The sequence below is a fragment of the Senimuribacter intestinalis genome (assembly GCF_943192965.1).
In the GTDB taxonomy this organism is placed as follows: Bacteria; Bacillota; Clostridia; order Peptostreptococcales; family Anaerovoracaceae; genus Senimuribacter; species Senimuribacter intestinalis.
Window position 1 is genome coordinate 42,254 of sequence record NZ_CALPCF010000002.1, and the last position, 21,386, is coordinate 63,639.

At 44.8% G+C, this 21,386-nt stretch carries 19 protein-coding genes; 18 read left to right on the plus strand and 1 reads right to left on the minus strand.

What is annotated here, in order from left to right:
• Positions 1-198 precede the first annotated feature (198 nt).
• On the plus strand, positions 199-1,293 hold the full coding sequence (locus NFR88_RS02240) for a C47 family peptidase (protein WP_251613247.1): 1,095 nt from the start codon (positions 199-201) through the stop codon (positions 1,291-1,293).
• Positions 1,290-1,655 carry a hypothetical protein gene (locus NFR88_RS02245; protein WP_251613250.1) on the plus strand — a complete coding sequence of 122 codons (366 nt, stop codon included), beginning with the start codon at positions 1,290-1,292 and terminating at the stop codon, positions 1,653-1,655. The genes NFR88_RS02240 and NFR88_RS02245 overlap by 4 nt, the downstream gene beginning before the upstream one ends.
• Before the next feature lie 202 nt (positions 1,656-1,857).
• Here the strand turns inward: NFR88_RS02245 and NFR88_RS02250 are convergent, their stop codons facing one another.
• Positions 1,858-2,595 (minus strand): FadR/GntR family transcriptional regulator, encoded by a 738-nt coding sequence (locus NFR88_RS02250; protein ID WP_251613253.1) that lies wholly within the window; start codon positions 2,593-2,595, stop codon positions 1,858-1,860.
• A gap of 287 nt (positions 2,596-2,882) precedes the next feature.
• Between NFR88_RS02250 and nhaC the strand changes: the two genes are divergently transcribed.
• From nhaC to NFR88_RS02330, 16 genes are all read left to right on the plus strand, one after another.
• Positions 2,883-4,298: a Na+/H+ antiporter NhaC gene (gene nhaC, locus NFR88_RS02255; protein WP_251613255.1), complete on the plus strand. Its 1,416-nt coding sequence runs from the start codon at positions 2,883-2,885 to the stop codon at positions 4,296-4,298.
• Positions 4,299-4,454: 156 nt separating this feature from the next.
• Positions 4,455-5,333 (plus strand): LysR family transcriptional regulator, encoded by an 879-nt coding sequence (locus NFR88_RS02260; RefSeq protein ID WP_160201714.1) that lies wholly within the window; start codon positions 4,455-4,457, stop codon positions 5,331-5,333.
• Positions 5,334-5,476: 143 nt separating this feature from the next.
• Complete coding sequence (locus NFR88_RS02265) at positions 5,477-7,852, plus strand: glycyl radical protein (protein WP_251613257.1); 2,376 nt, start codon at positions 5,477-5,479, stop codon at positions 7,850-7,852.
• A gap of 19 nt (positions 7,853-7,871) precedes the next feature.
• The gene (locus NFR88_RS02270; RefSeq protein ID WP_160201716.1) at positions 7,872-8,792 is read left to right on the plus strand and encodes a glycyl-radical enzyme activating protein; all 921 of its coding nucleotides are present in this window, start codon (positions 7,872-7,874) and stop codon (positions 8,790-8,792) included.
• A gap of 14 nt (positions 8,793-8,806) precedes the next feature.
• Positions 8,807-9,088 carry a putative quinol monooxygenase gene (locus NFR88_RS02275; protein WP_251613259.1) on the plus strand — a complete coding sequence of 94 codons (282 nt, stop codon included), beginning with the start codon at positions 8,807-8,809 and terminating at the stop codon, positions 9,086-9,088.
• Between the two features lie 32 nt (positions 9,089-9,120).
• Positions 9,121-10,014, plus strand: coding sequence for an NAD(P)-dependent oxidoreductase (locus tag NFR88_RS02280; RefSeq protein ID WP_251613260.1), 894 nt, complete (start codon positions 9,121-9,123; stop codon positions 10,012-10,014).
• Between the two features lie 148 nt (positions 10,015-10,162).
• Positions 10,163-11,623, plus strand: a complete 1,461-nt coding sequence (locus NFR88_RS02285) for an ATP-binding protein (RefSeq protein ID WP_160201719.1) — start codon at positions 10,163-10,165, stop codon at positions 11,621-11,623.
• A 293-nt stretch (positions 11,624-11,916) separates the two neighbouring features.
• The gene (locus NFR88_RS02290) at positions 11,917-12,183 is read left to right on the plus strand and encodes a hypothetical protein (protein WP_251613262.1); all 267 of its coding nucleotides are present in this window, start codon (positions 11,917-11,919) and stop codon (positions 12,181-12,183) included.
• 8 nt (positions 12,184-12,191) lie between these two features.
• Positions 12,192-13,046 carry a helix-turn-helix domain-containing protein gene (locus NFR88_RS02295; RefSeq protein ID WP_251613264.1) on the plus strand — a complete coding sequence of 285 codons (855 nt, stop codon included), beginning with the start codon at positions 12,192-12,194 and terminating at the stop codon, positions 13,044-13,046.
• A 61-nt stretch (positions 13,047-13,107) separates the two neighbouring features.
• Positions 13,108-14,037 (plus strand): ABC transporter permease, encoded by a 930-nt coding sequence (locus NFR88_RS02300; protein WP_251613266.1) that lies wholly within the window; start codon positions 13,108-13,110, stop codon positions 14,035-14,037.
• A 10-nt stretch (positions 14,038-14,047) separates the two neighbouring features.
• Positions 14,048-14,881 carry an ABC transporter permease gene (locus NFR88_RS02305; RefSeq protein WP_251613269.1) on the plus strand — a complete coding sequence of 278 codons (834 nt, stop codon included), beginning with the start codon at positions 14,048-14,050 and terminating at the stop codon, positions 14,879-14,881.
• A gap of 13 nt (positions 14,882-14,894) precedes the next feature.
• On the plus strand, positions 14,895-15,875 hold the full coding sequence (locus NFR88_RS02310; protein ID WP_251613272.1) for an ABC transporter ATP-binding protein: 981 nt from the start codon (positions 14,895-14,897) through the stop codon (positions 15,873-15,875).
• Complete coding sequence (locus NFR88_RS02315; protein WP_251613274.1) at positions 15,868-16,848, plus strand: ABC transporter ATP-binding protein; 981 nt, start codon at positions 15,868-15,870, stop codon at positions 16,846-16,848. The genes NFR88_RS02310 and NFR88_RS02315 overlap by 8 nt, the downstream gene beginning before the upstream one ends.
• A gap of 20 nt (positions 16,849-16,868) precedes the next feature.
• A complete protein-coding gene (locus NFR88_RS02320) occupies positions 16,869-18,224 on the plus strand; it encodes an N-acyl-D-amino-acid deacylase family protein (RefSeq protein ID WP_251613276.1) in 1,356 nt (451 codons plus the stop codon).
• A 266-nt stretch (positions 18,225-18,490) separates the two neighbouring features.
• The gene (locus NFR88_RS02325; protein WP_160201728.1) at positions 18,491-19,882 is read left to right on the plus strand and encodes an APC family permease; all 1,392 of its coding nucleotides are present in this window, start codon (positions 18,491-18,493) and stop codon (positions 19,880-19,882) included.
• Positions 19,883-20,002: 120 nt separating this feature from the next.
• On the plus strand, positions 20,003-21,382 hold the full coding sequence (locus tag NFR88_RS02330) for a sigma-54 interaction domain-containing protein (protein WP_251613278.1): 1,380 nt from the start codon (positions 20,003-20,005) through the stop codon (positions 21,380-21,382).
• The last annotated feature ends 4 nt before the right edge of the window (positions 21,383-21,386 follow it).

Genomic DNA, 21,386 nt, shown 5'->3' on the forward strand with positions numbered 1-21,386 from the left:
TGTGTGCGGAAAACAATAATTCTAATGAAACTACGGCAGAGCCATGGAAAAATGGATGAAAAAAGTGCGTCTGAATTTTAAAATCCCGTGACGAATTGCAAATTCAGACTATTGACAAATTTCTGCGCAAATGGTACGATGAATATATATGAAATTCAACTCAATTATATTAAATCATTTATTGGGAGGAAAATATTTATGAAAAAAGGCATTGATACAATATTAATCGCTATTCTTATTATTGCATGTCCACTAACCGTTTTTGGAGCTGATTTAGATACAGGGGATAAGAACTCAGAAGGTATTTATATTTCCTCTGAAACTGTACCAGATGAAGTATATACATACGCAGAAGAAAATATTGGTTGGATTTTACGTGATTTATACCCATTGAATACGCTTTCAGTAGGACAGCCATTTGCTATTGATTCTCATACGGATGAACTCTATTATTTTTTGGTATATAGTGATGGAGATTTGGTTGGATTTTATAGAGTATTTACCGATGAGGAAGGGGAATACTCTGGAATTTTTAGTGAGGAAATAGAAATAGTAGAGGGATTTAAAGAATTAGAAAATACTACTAATACTGATAACCCTGCTAAAATCATGGTCGGAAAGTATGAAGATATCTATGCTGTAACCCAAAATAAGGTTTCAACAATTCTTTCTGATTATCAAGGAAGAAGCACTTCAGATGTTGGTCAAAATTACATTGTCTCAATGAGCAAAGGTATGACGACTATAGTGAATGCCAAAGAGCCTATAAACTTTTCAATGCCACTTGCAGCTAGAACTGCATATTCTAAATACTTGAATGTTAAAATTGTTGAAACGCAAGGTTCTGAGCCTTGGTGTGCAGCTTATGTGACTGCTACGATTTGTAGACATATAAAGAATGACTCTACGATAAAGGCTCAGAAAGTTATGGAACATGCTTATCCTGGAACTTCTCTCACTTCATTAAAGAAAAAATCTTTAAGTAGAGACCAAGTTGTTGCATATGGCAAATATAAAGGGTTATCGCCAAGTCGAACAGGTATTTTATCAGGATTAACAGTTAAATTAGAGATGAATAACAACAGTCCAATTTATTTTGGATGTAAAAATACAGCTAATTCAGATGATAGACATGCTATATTATGTAGAGGATATGATACAACGGGAAGTAAATCTTATTATTCAATTTGGAATCCTTGGTATACCAGTTTTGAAAAAATGGACGCATTAAATAATCTTTATACAACTCCAAGTGGAACAAAATATAAACAGGAGTGTACTATTTACGGATGAAGAAATTATTAGCCAATAAAAAGATATGTTATATATGCATTATATTGGGCGTTGCCGTATTGTTGTCAAGTGTATTCATGAAGACATTAGAAGAACATCATTCGTATCGCCCAATGCTATGCTATAACAATAAGTTATATGGAGAGACTAATAATTTGCAACAATTTCTACCTGATGATTTTATAGAAGTGGGACGAATTAAGCGTAAAATTTCAAATATGATGCCAATGGAGCATACAAATTTTGTTTCAAATAATCTTAATGTTGGAACAAGGGTTTTTTCGTCGAGCAACAATTTAAAAAGTATATACGTTAAACTTAGCAATCAGAAATATATTGAATATATGCTGATTTGTGACTGAACTGCTACCTGTCAAATAGGCAATTAAAAAATAAAATTTTGACCAGTTGGAGATGCACTCTGACTGGTGTTTTTATGCTACTTGCAGATTTTATGCTAGTGTTATTTTATCAGTGAGAGCTCTTAACTACTCTTAACTACTCTTAACTACTCTTAACTACTCTTAAACAAAAAAGACCACGCATTATTACGTGGTCGAATTTTTATCTTTCCGATTTTTCTTTTAGGGCAGCGTACATTTTTAGGTCAGCCTGCAGATGTTCGCGGGTAATTAGCCGAACTTTTTCGCCGTCGTGGGCTTTAAATGCTTCGAGAAGTTCTCTGTGCTGGGCGAGTGCGGTATCGCGGAATGTATCAGCGCTGTTTTTTAGAATATAATAAATAGAGTTTATGATGTACTGATTGAAAATGTCATAATATGCAGTCAAAATGCTGGTTACCAGATTGTTTTGGGCCTGCATGCGGATAAACTCATGAAATCTGTAATTGGCTTCGTTCAGAGCAGTCTGGTTACCGACACACTGTTCACACTCCTCCATGAGAAGTTCCAGTTGTGCGATACCGGCATCATCGATTTTTTGAGCTGCGAGACAGGCTGCTTCCGGTTCAAAAGCAGAAATAAATTCCACCATCTCCTTGGTGGAAGCAAGTTCCAAAGTTGCGGTGAAATTTCCTTGTTTTGCAATGGTATCCCGACACTTTACGTAGGTGCCGTGTTTGGTTCGCTCGATAAAGCCTTGTGTATCTAGCTTCTTGTAAGCATCTCGTAGAGTTCCTCTGCTGACATTGAGAATTTTACAGAACTCATTTTCGTTGGGAAAGACAAAGCCGTCCTCAAATTCCTCATGCGTAATCATCTGTTTAATCTTTTCTGCCAGATAGTCGGATTGTGTTTTATATTGGGTAAATGCAAGTTTGCTTAATAGTGCTGTTTTTTCCATGTATGCCTCCGCAAGGGTTCTTAATTCTTGACATAGTATATCGGTTAAACAATTTATCGTCAAGGCGCAAAACGGATTTTTGCCAGATTTAATTGCCCGATTTGTCAAGGTCATATTAACAAATGGACGCTATGCAAGGAGCGGCTGTAACAGATATAATGTTGTCAGACAACATACATGTCGAATGTGTATACATATTCATAAAATCAATATGGGTGTAGAGAAAAGAGAATTGCTTTTATCCAAAAAAAATCAATTAATTTATGTAAAAGTTTGAGGAGAAAACTATGGAAAAGAAAATTAAAGCTCCAACTTTCCTGGCGGCAATCTCCATCATGATTATCGTCGTAGCGATTCTGATGGCCAGTCTGCTGTGGCTGAACATTGATATTCGTATCGCTCTTATGTTTGCGATTATTGTCGCAAGTGCTTATGCAATGTTTCTAGGCTATAAATGGGATGATATCCAGAAGATGATGATGGATGGCGTTTACAGTATGCTGATTGCTACTTTTATTCTGCTGCTAATTGGCGCAGTTATCGCAACTTGGATTGCGTCTGGTACAATCCCGTACATTATCTATATCGGACTAAAAATTATCAACCCTAAGTTTTTCCTGATTTGCGCTTGTATCGCAAGCTCATTCATGTCCATCGCCTGCGGCAGCTCATGGTCTTCTGCGGGTACTGTAGGTATCGCATTTATGGGTATCGGAGCAGGTCTTGGTATTAATCCGGCATTTACTGCAGGTGCAGTCGTTTCCGGTTCCTACTTCGGAGATAAAATGTCACCGTTCTCAGATACAACAAATCTGGCTTCCGCGATGTCCGGCGTTTCGCTGTTCTCCCACATGGGCTCCATGCTGTGGACAACAGTACCAGCTTACATCATTGCGATTATCATGTACGGTGTTTTAGGCTTTACAACTGTAGCAAAGGGTACAGTAGATGAATCTACCGTAAATATGTATCTGGACAATCTGGATGCCAACTTCAATCTGAGCCCTGTGTGCCTGTTGCCAATCGTTGTACTGCTTGTAGTTGTAATCAAGAAGGCACCGGCTATTCCGGGACTGGTAGTTTCCGCACTGCTCGGCGCTGTTATGGCTATGATTCTGCAGGGAACTTCCTTTGTAGATATTTCCAACATTATGTACAATGGCTATTCCATCGAATCCGGCGTTGCTGACATCGACAGACTGCTCAACAGAGGCGGCCTCTCCAGCATGCTGTGGACTGTAGCACTGTATTTCTTTGCCTGCGTGCTGGGCAACATTTTGGACGTAACAGGTGTACTGCGTACAGTTCTTGAAAAGGTTGCAGGTATTACAAAGAGAGCAAGCACGCTGGTTACTGCTACACTGGCATCGTCTTTCCTGATGCAGGCGTTGACTGGATCTTTGGAAAGCTCCATGCTGATTAACTCCAAGCTGTTCGCACCTGCATATGACGACCTCGAAATTGACAGAAAGGTACTGTCTAGATCCCTGGAAGATACTGGTACTATGTGTGCCGCATTGATTCCTTGGAACTCTAACGGTATGTACATGGCAAGCACCTTAGGTGTTGCAACATTATCCTATCTGCCATACTGTTTCTTAGGTTGGCTAACACCAGCAGTCGCACTGGTTCTGGCTTGGACCGGCATTGGTATCTTCTATAAAAACGGAAAGAAACCGGCTAAGAAGGCAAAAGCAAACTAATTAAATAACTCGTTTATTTTTTCAAAAACTTATTGGGAGCAGGGCTGGTGCCTGCTCCCCTTTTTTACTTTATTATAGCGATGATTTAATATGAATTGAATTTTCAGGGTTGAACATGTATAATCTACGTAACCGCAGACTGAAAGGGGTGAACCGATGGATTTAAAGAAATACGAAGTATTGCTCAAGGTGGTCGATCGAGGGAGTATTAATAATGTTAGCTATGATTTGGGATACACCCATTCGGGGATTTCCAAAATGCTCAACAGTATGGAAACAGAACTGGGCTTTCCTATTATAAAAAGAAGCAATAAAGGCATCAGCCTGACTTCTGAAGGAGAGCGGCTGATGCCGATGATAAGGCGGATTGTTAAGGAAAGTGAAAAACTGGAAACAGAAATTGCACTAATCAACGGTCTGGAAAAGGGCACGATTCGAATCGGGGGATTTCCAACGACGGCATATGTTTTGCTCCCGAGCATTTTAAAGGAATTTTGCAAGCGATATCCTAAAATTCAGGTGGAGGTTTTAGAGGAACATAGCGTAGATGTGCTGGAGCAGTGGCTCAACCGTGGCATTATTGATATCGGACTTTTCAGCAGGCAGCCTTATCACAATTTTGACTGGTTCGGCGAGCGCAGAGATGAGTATGTGGCGCTGCTGCCTAAGGGACATCCGCTGACTCTAAATGAAATTGTGACTTTAGAGCACCTCTTTAAAGAACGGGTTATTCTTTTTAAATCTCATAAAGGATTTGATCAGGACATCATTCAGCTGATGAGATATATAGATCTCAATCAGGATTTAGGCGGATACACCTTCAATTCGGATTTTACAGTAATCCGTATGGTGGAGGAGAACGGTTTTGTGACGCTGGTTCCAAAGCTGATTGCTGAATACGCAGTTTCCGGCTTTGCAGTAGAATACAGACCGATCGACAGAGAACTTCATAGAAGCATTGGTTTCGCGGTAAAATCCAAAAGTGATATTTCACCGTCTGTGAAAAAGTTTCTCGCTCTTATAAAAGAAGGCTAAACGTTTTTTCATGATACAAATTGTCACGGTGAACATGAGATTTCTCCGCTACCTTGTGAATGAATTATCAAGTATGATTTAGGTAATAAAACTTAAATCATACTTTTTTAATTTATAAACCACTGAAGAGAAGGAGAAAGACTATGAATCGAGACAGAATTGAGATGATGAATGAGCGTCTGAAAAATTCTAAACCGCAGCTGGATACCGAAAGGGCTAAGCTGGTAACGGAAGCTTATGCTAAATTTGCAACCTACACACCAGTGCTTCGCAGAGCGCATGCATTTGCATATATTCTGGATAATATGGAAGCCAACATGCAGGATGGAGAACTGATTGTAGGCAGCCAGACCAAAAGAGTCAGAGGCGTTCCTGTATTCCCTGAATTTGGTGCAAAGTGGGTTATCGATGAAATTGATATGTTCCCAGTACGCGGCACTGACCCGATTGTAGTACCGGCTGAAACAAAGGCAGAACTGCTTCCAATCCTGGAAAGCTGGGGAGAAAATACCTTTGATATACAGTCAACTGCAGCACTTGATGATTACGTGCTGAAAGCGCAGGATTGTGGTGTATTGTCAGTTGGTGCGAGAACTACAGGTATGGGACATATTTCCCCTGATTATCCGAGCATTTTGCCGGTAGGTCTGAAAGGTATTATTGCCCGTTCCAAAGAAATGATTGAAAAAACCCAGGTGCTGACTCCGGAAGACAGCAGAAAAATCGATTTCTGGAATGCAAACATCATTTCCTGCGAGGCAGTTATCAGATTTGCACACAAATTCTCTGATCAGGCAGCAGAACTTGCTGAAGCAGAAAAAGACCCGAAGAGAAAAGCAGAACTTTTGAAAATTGCAGATGTATGCTCTAACGTTCCTGAAAATGAGCCGAGAGATTTCTGGGAAGCGCTGCAGTTTGTTTGGTTCCTGCAGCTGACGATTCAGATTGAAGACAACGGTCATTCCATTGCGGTGGGCAGACTGGATCAGAATCTGTATCCTTATTATAAGAAATCTGTTATCGAAGGCGATATGGCAGCAGAAGATGCAGAAGAATTGCTGGCAGCTTTATACATCAAGTGCACAGAAATGCTGAAATTACGTGATAGTTTTGACTCCCTGGGCTTTGCAGCATATCCGATGTGGCAGCAGATGGCAATTGGCGGGCTGACCAGAGACGGCAAAGATGCAACCAACGAGTTGACTTATGCAGTATTTAACGCATGGGATCTTGTTAAGACTGTACAGCCGACCATGGCATTGCGTGTAAACGATAATACACCAAAGGAACTGATGGATGTCGCTCTTGGCATGGTGCAGAAGGGTTATGCGATTCCGGCGTTCTACAATGACAACATGATTGCAAATGCACTGAAAAACAAAGGTGCAACAGAAGAAGATTCCAGAGATTGGACGATTCACGGCTGTGTAGAGCCTTATGTGCAGGGCAAAACTGACGGCAGACCAAACGTGGGATATATCAATGCTGCAAAATGTATCGAACTGGTATTAAACAATGGTTATGATCCAGTTGCAAAATGTGAGATGGGTCTGAAAACCGGCGATCCTGATACTTTCACCAGTGTGAAAGATTTTGAAGAAGCGCTGCACAAGCAGATTGTACACTTTGTAAAGGTAATGTGCGAAGCTTACACAAAGGTTTGCGCAATGCACGCACTGTATGTTCCAAAGGGATATGCTTCTGCACTGGTGACTGACTGCATCGGCAGAGGAAAGTCTCTGGAAGAAGGCGGCGCATTATACAACAGTTCCGGCGTATTCCTGGTTGCTATGGCAAACGGCGCTGATTGCTTGGAAGCAATCGATTATGTAGTCTTCCAGGAAAAGATGATGAAAGCCAGCGAATTTAACGAAATTCTTCACAGCAACTATGAAGGCAATGAAAGACTGCGCAATATCATCTTAAACAAAGTTGATAAATACGGTAACGATAAAGAGAGAGTTGATGGCTATGCAAATCGTATGATTCGTGCTTACAATGCTGAAATGGTCAAGTATCGTGACAGCCGCGGCGGCACTTACGAAAACTGCATTCTGTCTACATCCTTCAACGTACTGCAGGGTAAGACCATCGGTGCGACACCTGACGGCAGATTGGCAGGTGAGCCTGTATCCGACAACGCTTCCCCAATGGTAGGAAGAGACGTAACCAGCCCGACTGCAACTATCAAGTCTGTTGCGTCCATCGACCAGTGTGACTGCAACAACGGCGCACTGTTCAACATTAAATTTGACCCGAACATTGTGCAGGGAGAAGAAGGCAAAGAGATTTTGAGAAATGTGATTCAGTCTTACTTTGACATGAACGGCGAACACATTCAGATTAACGTAGTAGATGCAGGAACACTGGAAGCTGCGCAGGAAAGTCCTGAGGACTATAAGAACCTGCTGGTTCGTGTAGCTGGATATTCCGCATACTTCATCGAACTGGACAGAGAAGTACAGAATAATATCATCGGCAGAACAGCGCACAAAAATGTAGGCTGCGGCTGCTGCTAATGATTTGGAGGCAGATTGAATGAACAAAGGAACCGTTTTTAATATACAGAAAATGTCCATTCACGATGGGCCGGGCATCCGAACTACAGTGTTTTTTAAAGGGTGCCCCCTAAACTGCCTTTGGTGTTCCAATCCTGAAAGCCAGCGCGTCGAAAAAGAAGTGGCGTGCTTTCAGACAAGATGTGTAAAGTGCGGTTATTGCGCAGAGGTCTGTCCGAAGGGACTGATTGAAAGAAAACCGCCTTTTGAAATCACAGGTCGCAGTGAATGCGACCTGTGTGGCATTTGTGTCAAGGAATGCTGCACCAATGGAAAGAAAGTGGTTGGAGAAGATTATACCGTGGAGGAACTGCTCCACGAAATATTGAAGGATAAGAATTTTTATGACTCTTCCAACGGCGGAGTAACCTTTTCCGGAGGCGAGCCTCTGATGCAGCATGAATTTTTGGTAGAAATGCTAAAGGCATGCAAAGAGAACGGCATACATACAGCCATTGAAACCACTGGATTTGGAAAGGCTGAGGATTTGCTCTCAGCAGCGGAGCACCTGGACCTTGTATTCTTTGATGTGAAACACATGAACGACGAAAGACATCAAGAGATTACAGGTGTTTCCAACAAGCTGATTTTAGAAAATTTGGCAGCCCTTGCATCTCGCCATGACAATATTATTGTAAGAATTCCGGTCGTTCCGGGAATCAACGACGATGATATTAACATTGCAAAAACTGCGGAATATATTACTTCGGCAGGCATCAGCCAGCTGGAACTTTTGCCGTATCACAATTTGGGTGAGGTAAAGTACGGTCAGATTGGAAGGACCTACGAACTGTCAGAGGTGAAGACGCCAAGCGAGGAGCGTATGGCGCAGCTTGCAGACGTTGCAAAAGCGGGGGCAAAGGGCAGTCCGCTGGAAGTCAGCGTGATGAAATCCTTGTAAGGAAGGAGAAAAAGATGTATAATTTACTCGTAACTTATACTGCAAAGGATGAGCAGACGCTTCGCGCCTTTTATCAGGAAGTCGAAGCTGCCGGCATTATCAGTGAGACTCATAAGGAAGAGGGGAATCTTCGCTACGATTATTATTTTTCCTGTGAAAGAGCCAATGAAGTTCTAATTGTAGAAAAATGGGTGGACAAAGCTGCGCAAGTTTATCACGACGAATTGCCTCATCTGATTGCTTTGGGAAAGATAAAAGAAAAATATGGCATAGAGACTGCATTTGAAGAACTGTAAGCGCTTAAAATGCAGGGAAATCGGAGTTTGCAATGAAAAAGTTTGATTTACTTGTCATGGTCGACAATACTGGAATTGCTGAATTTGTACTGCCGCAGTTAGAGGTGGTCTGCGAACAGTTGATTTGCTATGATGACTTTCCAACAGATGATGAAGAAATTTTAATGCGAATTAAGGACGCTGACGCTGTTTTGGTGTCTTGGAACACAGCGCTTTCAAAAGACATTCTGTCGCAGTGTCCGAACCTTAAGTATGTTGGACTGTGCTGCACCTATTTTAATGATGATTCCTGCAATGTGGACACTGCTTACTGCAGAGAGAATGGAATTGTGGTAAGTGGAGTCAGCCATTATGGTGATTATGGTGTAGTGGAATTTGTCATCAGTGAACTGGTCCAGATGGTAAAGGGGCTTGGAAAAATTTCTTTCTATGAGGAGCAGAGAGAGCTGCGTGGCATGAAACTTGGCATTATTGGACTTGGAACTGTTGGTACGATGGTGGCTGAGGCGGCTGATTTCTTCGGTATGGAGGTTTCTTACTATAATCGAAGAGAAAAAGAAGATTGCCCTTATACATATAGGGAGAAGGAAGATCTCTTTGCAGAAAGCGATATAATTTTGACCAGCATTCCCCGCAATCAGATTGTTGTCGGAGAGGAAGAGTTTGCGCTGATGGGAAACCACAAAATTTTTATCAACGTGGGTGTGGGACCGTCTTTTGATCAGAACGCCTTTGAGCGCTGGCTTGCAGAAGGAAACTATGCGATTCTTGACTCCGGCTCTATTCATAAGGAGAAACGACAGTGGTATAAAGCCCAGGAACGTATTTCTATTCCTGACCATGTGGCGGGATTCACGTGGAATGCGAGAAAACGGCTTGGGGAAAAAGCTGTGCAGAATATTAGGGACTACTTTAATACACTTTAAGTGAGACTGCAGACCTTTTAATAAGGCTGCAGTTTTGTTGTGGGAAAATACTTTTGCAAAATTCCTTGCTGTCTTTAGAAAAATCGGGTATAATAATACTAAATTTAGATTTAGTAAATTTGGATTTAGTCATTAAAGGGAGGATCATATGTTCATAGGAAGAGAAGCGGAACTGAAGTTTTTAAACGATAAATATGGGACTGAGGGCGGACAGCTGATTGTTTTGTACGGCAGACGACGTATAGGTAAAACTGAAACGCTGAGAGAGTTCTGCAAGGGGAAACCTCACGTCTTTTTTTCCTGTACCCAGACGACCGATCCAATGCAGCTTGCAAAGTTTTCCAAACAGCTGCTCAGAGAGGATATCCCTGCGAAGAAGTATATAACGGAGTTTTCTGATTGGGAGAATGTATTTCGTGCAATATTAGATTTGCCTTATGGGCCGGAGAAGAAGCTGGTCGTTATAGATGAATTTCCTTATATGTGCCGGACCAACCGCAGTATTCCCTCTATTTTACAGAACCTTTGGGACAGTGAATTAAAGGAAAGAAATGTCATGATAATTCTGTGCGGAAGTTCTATGAGCTTTATTGAAAAAGAACTGCTTGCTGAGAAAAATCCGTTATATGGAAGAGCAACGGGAATTTATAAGATGGAAGAAATGGGCTTTTATGACGTTGTGAAATTTTTCCCAAATTACTCCGAGGGAGATAAAGTTACTGCTTACGCGGTACTTGGCGGAGTACCACATTACCTGAAGCAATGGAGTCCGAACCTTACGATAGAAGAAAACATTAAGCGGAATATCTTATCCAAAGGCTGCGTGCTATACAGTGAAGTGGATTTTTTGCTGCACCAGGAACTTCGTGAAACGCCGATATACAATTCTATCATTGAGGCAGTTGCTTTGGGGAGTACAAAGCTGAACGAAATCAGCCAGAAGTCTCTTGTCGAAGATACGGCAAAGACCAGCGTTTATCTGAAAAATCTTATAGAGCTTGGAATCGTTGAGCGGGAGTTTTCAGTGGATACAGGGCTAAAGGAAAAGGCAAATACCAGTAGGGGGATTTATCGTTTAACTGACCATTTCTTTAGATTTTGGTATGCTTTTGGATTTGCTAACTTTTCTCAGCTTGAAGACGGCGATGTGGATGGCGTATATGAATATATCGTAAAGCCTGCATTACACAGGTTTGTATCCTTTGCTTTTGAAGATATCTGCAAGGAGTATTTAAAAGAACTGCAGAAGCAGCATGCACTCCCATTCCGCTATGCAAAGCTTGGACGCTGGATGGGAAAAACTACAGTTCGCAATAAAAATGCACATGGCGGCTTGCGCACTGCAGAAACAGAGATTGATATTCTTGGAATCAGTCAGGACGCAGATAAGTATTTGGTCTGCGAATGTAAGTTTAAAAACAGTCTATTTGATTATTCGGATTACCTTGACGTTTCGGCAAAGCTCACACCGCTTAAAGAAAAGGCGAGATTTCACTACGCGCTTTTTTCTGAAAGTGGATTTGATAAGAAACTTGTAGAGCTTGCGGCGGCAAATCCGGAGACGGTGCGTCTTTATTCCCTTGAAACAATCGTAAATCTACCGGTTTAGGAAATTTCTAAACCCGCTGGGCGTTATGCCGTGCTTTTTACGAAACACGTTAGTGAAATATTCCGATATCCCCGACAGAAAACAGCTAATCGTACAAGTAGAAGCGGTTTTGCAAGAATGGCATAAAAAAGAACAAGAATAAGTACAGCACATAGAAAACAAGTGCGCAGGTCATGCGAGTCGTGACCTAGCGCACTTGTTTTATTTTGGTTAAAAAGGTACAATAACAGTTTAATTTTGTGTATTGCTATTGTAATTTTGAAAAAATACAATAAATAAAAGGAGAAAAAGTCATGAAACTGTACGAGAATTTGCTGAAAATTGATGCGGGACAGGTCACTTATATGCCGTTCCATTTGAGCGAAAATTTGAGGCTGCTCTATGTGCTTTGCGGCAGTGTCAGCTGCAGATGGGTTGCAGGGGTACATACACTGTCCGCGGGACAGATTGAAATTGTCAATATTGAAGAACCTTTCTGTATTGAAGAGTGCAGTGAAGACAATTTGATTTTATTCTTTGAAATCCAAAGGGAAAAGCGGTGGAGTACTGTAATCTCATAGAGACTGGAATGTACAACTGCAATACCACGCTTTTTTACGATTCGACTACAGGCAGCAAGGCACAGGCGATGCTGAAAGATAAGCTGCAGATGCTGTATGGTGACTGCCTGGCACAGAGAGATCGCGCCGTCATAGAACAGTGGGTTTGCGATATTGTTAATTTTATTGTGGATAATTGTCATGATCTTTTGAACATGCTCAACGTCAAGCGGGGAACGGATCCGCGGGCGGAACGTTTTTTGCGCATCTGTACCTATATGTATAATCATTGTGATGAGAAAATTAATCTAAAGCAGCTGGCGGACGGCGAATATGTCAGTCAGCAGTATTTGTCCAAGGAGTTTAATGAGCGGTTAAATATGAATTTTAAGGATACGCTGGAGTATTACCGCATCATTCAGTCTGTGCGGTATCTGATTCAGGGACGGAAGAATGTTACCATGATTTCCGAGCTTAGCGGATTTTCGGCGCCGCGGTATTTCTATAAGCATTTTGCCATGTATCTGAAATGTACACCGGCGGAATTTCGAAATCAATATCTTTCCCAAAGCGTGCAGCTCAGAAAGATTGACGCGGAGGACACGTGCATACAGGAGCGGCTGCTGCATTTTCAAACGGTACGGACGCAGAAAGACGGAAACGCAGCGCACGAGATTCCCTTTCCGGTGATCGAGCGGCGGCATCTGCAGTTCAATAAGCGAAAAGTGTCCCGCACACTGGTTTTGTCCCTGACGGAATTTGTTAAGCAGCGGCTTCCAGAAGGCGTAGAGGTCATGCGGATTTCCAGCATCATGCTCACCAATTACGAAGGGCTGCCGAAGAATCAGCTGTATGAGAAAATCGTGAAAGAAGTATTTGCATAGATAAAGTAGAAAAGGCGGGCAGAGGACAGACTTCTTCTGCCCGCTGATTGGAGGAATCACTTTGAACGATATTATGCGTTATATCATCAAGCGGCTGCTCATCGGTATTCTGGTCGTACTGTTTGTAACCGTTTTGATTTTCGGTATCATGCAGGCGATGCCGGGCAATCCCGTCGACCTGATGGTGGATACAAGAGTGTCCGCGGAAAAGGTGGAAGCAATTAAAGCGGAATGGGGACTGGACAAACCGCCGGTGGTGCAGTATTTTTATTGGCTTGGAAACATATTGCAGGGGAATTTTGGTATGTCCATTTCCCTGAAACAGAATGTAAGCGATCTGATTTTACAGCGGCTGCCTTACACCCTGCTTTTAACCGGGGCGGCGCTGGTCATCGAATACCTGCTGGCAATTCCCCTGGGACTTTTGGCGGCGGTTCGCAAGAATAAGATAACCGACAAGGCGCTGACGATTACGACGGTTGTGCTTTGGTCGATGCCGCCGTTCTGGCTGGGCGTGCTTTTGATGCTGGTGTTCAGTATTCACCTAAATATTTTGCCTCTGTCAGGCTACAGCGGCTTTGCCTCATTGATTTTGCCGGCGCTGACCTTGTCTCTGCCTGCACTGGCGCAGATTTTCAGACTGACCAGGTCGGAGGTTTTGGACGTGATGGACGAGAAATACGTGACGACGGCGTACGCCAAAGGTATCACGGACAAAAAAATTCTCGTGCGTCATGTGCTTAGAAATGCGCTGATTCCGGTAACGGTTATGTTTTTCCTGTCACTGCCTTGGCTTATTGGCGGCGCGGTGGTTGTGGAAAATGTTTTCGCGTGGCCGGGCATGGGGCAGCTGCTCTGGAAAGGCATCGCGAAACAGGACTTTGTCATCGTACAGGGCATTGTGTTCGTTATTACCATTTTGACGGTCATTTGCAATATCATAGGCGATATGATATCTGGCATTTTAGATCCGCGCATTCGTCTGGAATAGGAGGCAGCATATGAGAAAAGAAAAATGGAAACTGATGCTGCAGAACAAGATGTTCGTCATCGGCGCGGTATTGTTTCTGGCGGTCATTGTGGTGGTCGTTTTCGCGCCATTGCTTTCGCCGCATACATATACAGAACAGAACATGTCAATGCGTCTGGCAAAACCCTGCGGGGAATATCCGCTGGGAACAGATCAGTACGGCAGATGTATTTTGAGCAGAGTCTTCTACGGTTCCAGAATTGCGCTGGGCGTAGGAATCGTGGCGGTTGTCATTGAAACACTCATTGGCGTGACCTTAGGCATTATCGCCGGTTATTATGGAAAGACCGTGGACAAAATCGTATGTTTTGTAACAGATACGACCTGGTCTATTCCGCCGATTATTCTGGCGATGGCCATCGTACTGATGCTGGGATCCAGCGCGCAGAACGTGGCAATTTCCGTTGCAGTCGTTAGCTGGGCGCAGTTTACCAAAATTGTCCGCGCGAAGGTGCAGTCGCTGAAAGGGCTGTCCTATATTGAAGCAGCGAAGATTTGCGGAGAAAAGGATATTTCTATTATATTGCGGTATATTCTGCCGAATTTGGTATCGACCATTATTATCCTGGCAACCCTGGCTTTGCCGTCGGCAATTCTGTCGACCACTTCCATGGGATTTTTAGGACTGGGTGCGCAGCAGCCGCTGCCTGACTGGGGCATGATTTTATCTGAGGGCATCCAGTACATCAGAAACGCGCCGTGGATTTCCCTGGCACCTGGTCTTGCAATCGTATGGACAGTGCTCGGTTTCAACCTGGTCGGCGAAGGCGTCAAGGAACTCCTGGACCCGCGTCTGAAAGTATAAGGAGGGCGAAAGAATGAGTGAAAATCTTTTAGAGGTCAGGGACCTGTGTATTCAATTTGAAACCCAGGGCGGCACGGTCAAGGCTGTGGATCATGTCAGTTTTGATATAAAAAAAGGCGAGGTCTTCGCCCTGGTCGGTGAATCCGGCTGCGGAAAGTCGACGACTGCTATGGGCGTCATGCAGCTGATTAAATCGCCGGGCAAAATCAGCGGCGGCGCGGTCAATTTTGACGGAAGAAATCTGCTGGAATTGTCTCGTCAGGAAATGACAAAGGTGCGGGGCAGCGAAATCGGCATGATCTTCCAGAATCCGCTGGATTCTCTGAACCCGGTTTATACCGTAGGCACGCAGATGATGGAGGGACTGCTGGTCGAAAAGATGGAGAAAGAGAAAGCCTATCAAATCGCTTTTGACATGCTCCGCGACGTGAAACTCTCCGATGTGGAATCGAGAATGAAATCTTATCCCCATGAGATCAGCGGCGGCATGCGACAGCGTGTCATGATCGGCATGATGCTGTGCAGAAATCCAAAGCTGCTCATTGCCGACGAGCCGACTACGGCGTTGGATGTGACCATACAGGCGGGCATCATTGAACTGATGAACGAACTGCGTAAAAAATATGATTCGGCAATCCTGATGATTACCCATGATTTCGGTATCGTAGCGGATGTAGCTGACAGAGTCGGCGTCATGTACGCGGGAAACCTGATCGAAGTGGGCGAAGTCTTTGAAATCTTTGATAATCCTAAACATCCGTACACGAAGCTGCTGATGAAAGCGCTGCCGACGATTACCAAAGAGGAAGGCAGACTGCAGACCATCAAAGGCTTTGTGCCGAATCTTGCGGAAGAAAGAGCAGGCTGTAATTTTGCTGATCGGTGTCCTGACTGCACGCCTTTGTGCAGGGAACGAAAACCTGTGCTCAGAGAAGTTGCAGACCAGCATTTATGTGCGTGCTTGCTGCAGGAGGGAGGTGCGGAACATGTATAGTGAAGAAAAAGACCGGACGCTGGTTCGGATGGAGCATTTGAAAAAATACTTTCCCCTGCGGAGAGACAAGAAAAACGCCTTTGTCCGGGCAGTGGACGATGTGAATCTGGAAATTTTCCGTGGGGAAACCCTGGGACTTGTGGGAGAAAGCGGAAGTGGAAAAACGACGCTGGCAAAGATGATTCTGGGGCTTTTGCCGCCGACCGAAAGTACCATTTATCTGGACGGACTCGATGTATGGGACAAAAAGAATAAAAAAGCCCTGCGGCAAAGTGTAGGCGCAGTGTTTCAGGACCCTGCATCCTCACTGAATCCCCGTTCTTCTATCTATCGTTCCCTGGAAAGACCGCTTTTGATTAATGGCTATAATAAGGCGACCGCCAAGGATTTGATTTACGATACGGCGGAGAAGATCAATATTGGACTGGAGCTTCTCGACAGATTTCCCCATGAACTGTCAGGCGGACAGCAGCAGAGAGTCAGTATTGCCCGCGCCATTATGCTGAAACCGAAACTTTTGGTGCTGGACGAACCGACCAGTGCACTGGATGTGTCGGTGCAGGCGCAGACGCTGAATGAACTTCTCAAACTGCAGGATGAACTTTCCATGACCTATCTGTTCATTACCCACAATCTGTCTGTGGTTAGATATATGAGTGATCGGATCTGCGTGATGTACGGCGGCAAGATCATGGAGATCGGCAAAACTGCCGACATATACGCATCCTGCACCCATCCGTACACCTTCGGGCTGCTTTCTTCTGTGCCGCCTCTGCATCCGAAAGAGCGGTATCGCAAGAAGTATCTGCTCAGCGGCGATATGCCGAGTTTGACCGAAGATACGCCGGGCTGCCGATTCGCAGGCAGATGTAAATATTGTAAGGAAATCTGCAAGGCAGATGCGCCGGAGATGAAAGAAGTAGGCGAAGGCCATTTTTCGGCGTGCCATTTTGCAGGAGAACTGGAATTTTAAGGTTGCAGTGAGGAGAAACAATGAAAGAGTTAAAAATATTGAATGCGAAAATCCCTGATTTTGAAACAGATACCTGGGAAGTTGCCGACATTTTAATCGATCACGGAACGATTTTGAAAGTAGGAACGGTGGATGAGGATACGCTGGAAACCATCGATGCGGAGGGCAAAATTGCCTCTCCCGGTTTTATCGACATCCATGCCCATGAAAACGCGCTGCACGGCGATGCACATGACTTTTTCACAGCGGCCTGTGAGGTCAGAATGGGCGTTACGACGAAAGTAGGCGGCAACTGCGGTGACAGCTATAACAGGCTGGAAGACTTTTGCGGCAGAGTAAACAGTCAGGGCAGTCCTACCAACTATATGATGTTTGTGGGACAAAACAGCCTGCGTGAGCATGCCGGCGCCGGCGACAGGTACAAACCGTCTACGCAAGCACAGCTTGACCAGATGAAACGGGAACTGGCAGCATGCAGAAAATACGGTCCTGTGGGACTGTCCTGCGGATTTGAATATGCGCCGGGTGTGACAACTGATGAAACGGTGGAACTTTTGTCTGCCCTGGAGGAGCCGGGATATTTGACTTCTGTGCATTTTCGCGCAGATGGACCGGACAGTGTGGCATCCATTGAGGAACTGGTGGAAATTCAGCGCAGAAGCGGCTACGGCATGCAGATGTCCCATATTGGAAGCTGCAGCGCGGTAGGCTACATGCGACAGGCGCTGACGTGTATCGAGGAAGCCAGAGGCGCTGGGGTGGACATTACCTGCGACTGCTATCCTTACACGGCGTTCTGCACCGGCATCGGTACCGCGGTATTTGATGAAGCCAGCTTTGAGAAGTGGGACTACAGCGACCTGATGGTTACGGCAGGTCCATATAAAGGACAGCGGTGCGACAAGGCGCTGTTTGAAAAACTGCGCGCGGAAGACCCGGATCTGTATGTGGCGGCCTTTGTGATGAACGAGCCGGAAGTAGAGCTTGCGTATCAGGCTCCTTACGTCATGGTAGGCAGCGACTGCGGATTCACTGACGGTGGCGGTCATCCGAGAGGTGCGGGAACATTCCCTCGTGTACTTGGAAGGATGGTGCGCGAAAAAGGCGTTCTCACCATGATGGACGCGCTGCGCAAGATGACAGTGCTGCCTGCTGATCGTCTCAATCTGAAGACAAAAGGTGAAATCAGAGAAGGTTTCGATGCGGATATCGTCATTTTCGATGAGAATGCGATTGCCGACTGCGCCACCTACGAACAGCCGACCCTGCCGCCCGATGGGATTTCTTATGTCATATTAGGCGGACAGATTGCGGTAAAAGACAAAACCATGGTCAACGGAACACTGGGACGGTTCATTCCATATCAAAACAGCTAAATTCATAATGACACCTTTCAATAAAGTAAGCAGCCGCCCGGGATTTGAAGTCCTGCGCGGCTGTTTGCACTTTAGCGGCAGGGGCTATGGTGAATGTATCAAAGTGGCAGCCGCCGCATATTTGACATGTTAAGAAAATTTTCTGCAAAGTGAAGATGAAGAGATTGTACATGAGTCTTAAAATGTTGAATTTTTAACAAATGTTCTTTTGGCATACTCTTTGCAATTATCTTTTTCGACAATCAAAATGAAAAGGAGGAGAAAGAATGTCAAATCAAAAAAATATTGCGGCTGAAAACGGCGAATTTAAAAAAGAGATTTCTGTTTTCGGCGGCGTAAGCATCGTTGCCGGCATTATGATCGGTTCCGGTATTTTCTACTTAGGCTCTTATGTATTACAGCGAGCGAATTATGATACTGGCGTTGCGCTGCTTTGCTGGCTGGTTGGCGGCGTTATCAGTCTGCTGGGTGCTCTTTGTTTCTCGGAACTTGGCTCTTCTATGCCAAAGGCCGGCGGACTAACTGTATATCTCAACGAGGTATATCATCCTGTCGTAGGTTATATGTACGGATTCAGCCAGTGGCTTATCGCAAGTCCAGGTTCCATTTCCGCGGTGGCGATTGCAATACCTACTGCACTGGTGGAATTTTTTCCTGGTATGGGGGACATGCACATCAAGTCTATCGCTATCGTCCTTATTATCTTATTTACCTTGTATAATATTTTAGGTGTAAAAGAGGCATCTGTTATGGCAAACATCACCATGGTTGCTAAGATTGTGCCAATGGCGATTATTCTGATCGGCGCCATTATTATCGGCAATCAGATGCCGGACTTAAGCCCTGTTCCGGTGGAAGCGACTGGCGAAACAGCTAGCTTTACCAGTGGAATCGGAATCGTAGCATTCGCTACCCTGTCCTCCCTGTGGGCGTTTGAAGGCTGGTCCAATGTAGCCAACTTGGGCGAAGAAATGAGAAATCCGCAGAAGAATCTTCCGAAAGCGCTGATCATCGGTGTCGGATTTGTAACCGTATTCTACATTTTGTTTAACTTCGCGATCTATCGTGTCATTCCAATCGAAGAAGCAAAAACCATGATTGAAGCGGATAACGTATATCTGGGTACAGAAGTCGCAAGACGTCTGTTCGGCGGCTTCGGCAGCGTCCTGGTTGTTGCAGCTATGCTGATTGCGATGCTGGGTTCTCTGAACGGGCAGGTACTGGCATATGCCAGAGTCGGCTACGCGATGTCTCACGAGGGACATTTCTTCAGAAATCAGGGAAAGCTTTCCAATAAAGGTGTTCCTGCAATCGCGCTGATCACCCAGTGTGTCATCGCTATCATTCTGGTACTGTTCCGCAGTCTGGATCAGCTGACCACATTGGTTGTATTCCTGGGCGCCATCGGCTCTCTGCTTGGTGTATTCGGTGTACTGGTCAACCGTTATCGCTTCCCTGACAAAGAAAAACCTTACAAGGTGCCTGGCGGTGTAGTAACTGTAATTATCGCCACTTTATGCTTTGTAGCACTGCTTGTCAGCAACTTCCTGGACGACCCTATGATGTCCATCTTCGGATTAATCGTCGTTCCTGCAATCGGCGCAGTCATCTACATCTACTATGACCGCCTGAACAAGAAGGAAGCAAAGAACGCATAAAATAGCCCTTATCATACAGGGGAGGTTCCCCCAAATCCCCTAGGAAAGACGATGGTCTATCCTGGGGGATTTTTTCTTAAACTTTGCGGGGCGCAAGCCGCGGACAGGAGAGAAACACATATGGAATTATCAAACTATGTCAAACAGATTCTGAATATTTACAATTACTACGACGGCGCCATCATCATGGACCGAAAGGGGATCATCGAATACTATTACAACAGCCGCAAAGACATCAATACGCTGACTAACGAAGAAACCCGGGGAAAGAGCCTGTTTACGATATATCCTGATCTGGAACGGGAAAACAGCTCCATGTTTGAGGTAGTTCGAACCGGAAAGCCGCTGCTGAATCAGTATCAGAAGCTGATTAATTATAGAAATGAGACTTATGAGGCGTTGTTCAGCACCTTTCCTATCTATATTGAGAATCAGATTGCCGGCTGTATCGAGGTGTTTCTGTATCTGGAAGAACGAGAAGAACATCTGAACATTTTTATCATGAATTCTAAAACGACCGGCACACGGGAGCCCTATCTGCTGCGCGATATCGTCTCGGTTTCTGCGCCAATGGAGCAGTTAAAAGAGCGAATCATTCAGGCGTCCCGTACGAAATCCACGGTGCTCATCTATGGAGAAACCGGTACAGGAAAAGAGTTGGTCGCGCAGGCGCTGCACGCAAACAGCTCGCGGGGCGGAAAACGGTTTCTCTCTCAGAACTGCGCCGCCATCCCGGAGAATTTGCTGGAAAGCATTCTGTTCGGCACTGTAAAAGGAGGGTTTACCAATGCGGAAAATCATATGGGACTCTTTGAAGCTGCCAGCGGCGGTACACTTTTTCTGGACGAAGTCAATTCTATGGACCTGGCAGTACAGGCAAAGCTGCTGCGCGTGTTGGAGGAGCAAAAAGTAACGCGTATCGGAAGTACCAAGGAAATTCCTGTGGACGTAAGGATTATTGCTGCGATGAATGAATCTCCGAAAGAATGCGTGCAAAACGGAACACTGCGGGAGGATTTGTATTACCGCCTGCGCGTGGTGCAGCTGGATTTGCCGCCGCTGCGGGAACGAAAGGAAGACATCGTACCGCTGATCGAACATTATATCGACTTTTTTAACCGGACGATGCAAAGGCAGATCAAAGGCGTGTCTTCGGAGCTTATGGCGGCATTCTGCCAATACACCTGGCCGGGCAATGTGCGGGAACTGCGAAATATGATTGAAAGCGGTTTCAACCTATGTGAAGGCGATGTGATCGACATGGAAGATATCGACATCAATGTACTTGCTGCTGCCGGAGAGCAGCATGACGAGAAGTGTCTGCCGATTAATAGTCTGAAAGCAAGAATGCAGCGCTTTGAACGGTATATTTTGCAGGAAGCGCTGACCCAGTGCGGCAGTATTACAGATACCGCAGCCTGTCTTGGGATCAGCAGGCAGACCCTGAGCGCGAAAATGAAGTCGCTGGAGATTGCGGATATCTGCCGCGGAGAGGAGTAACGGC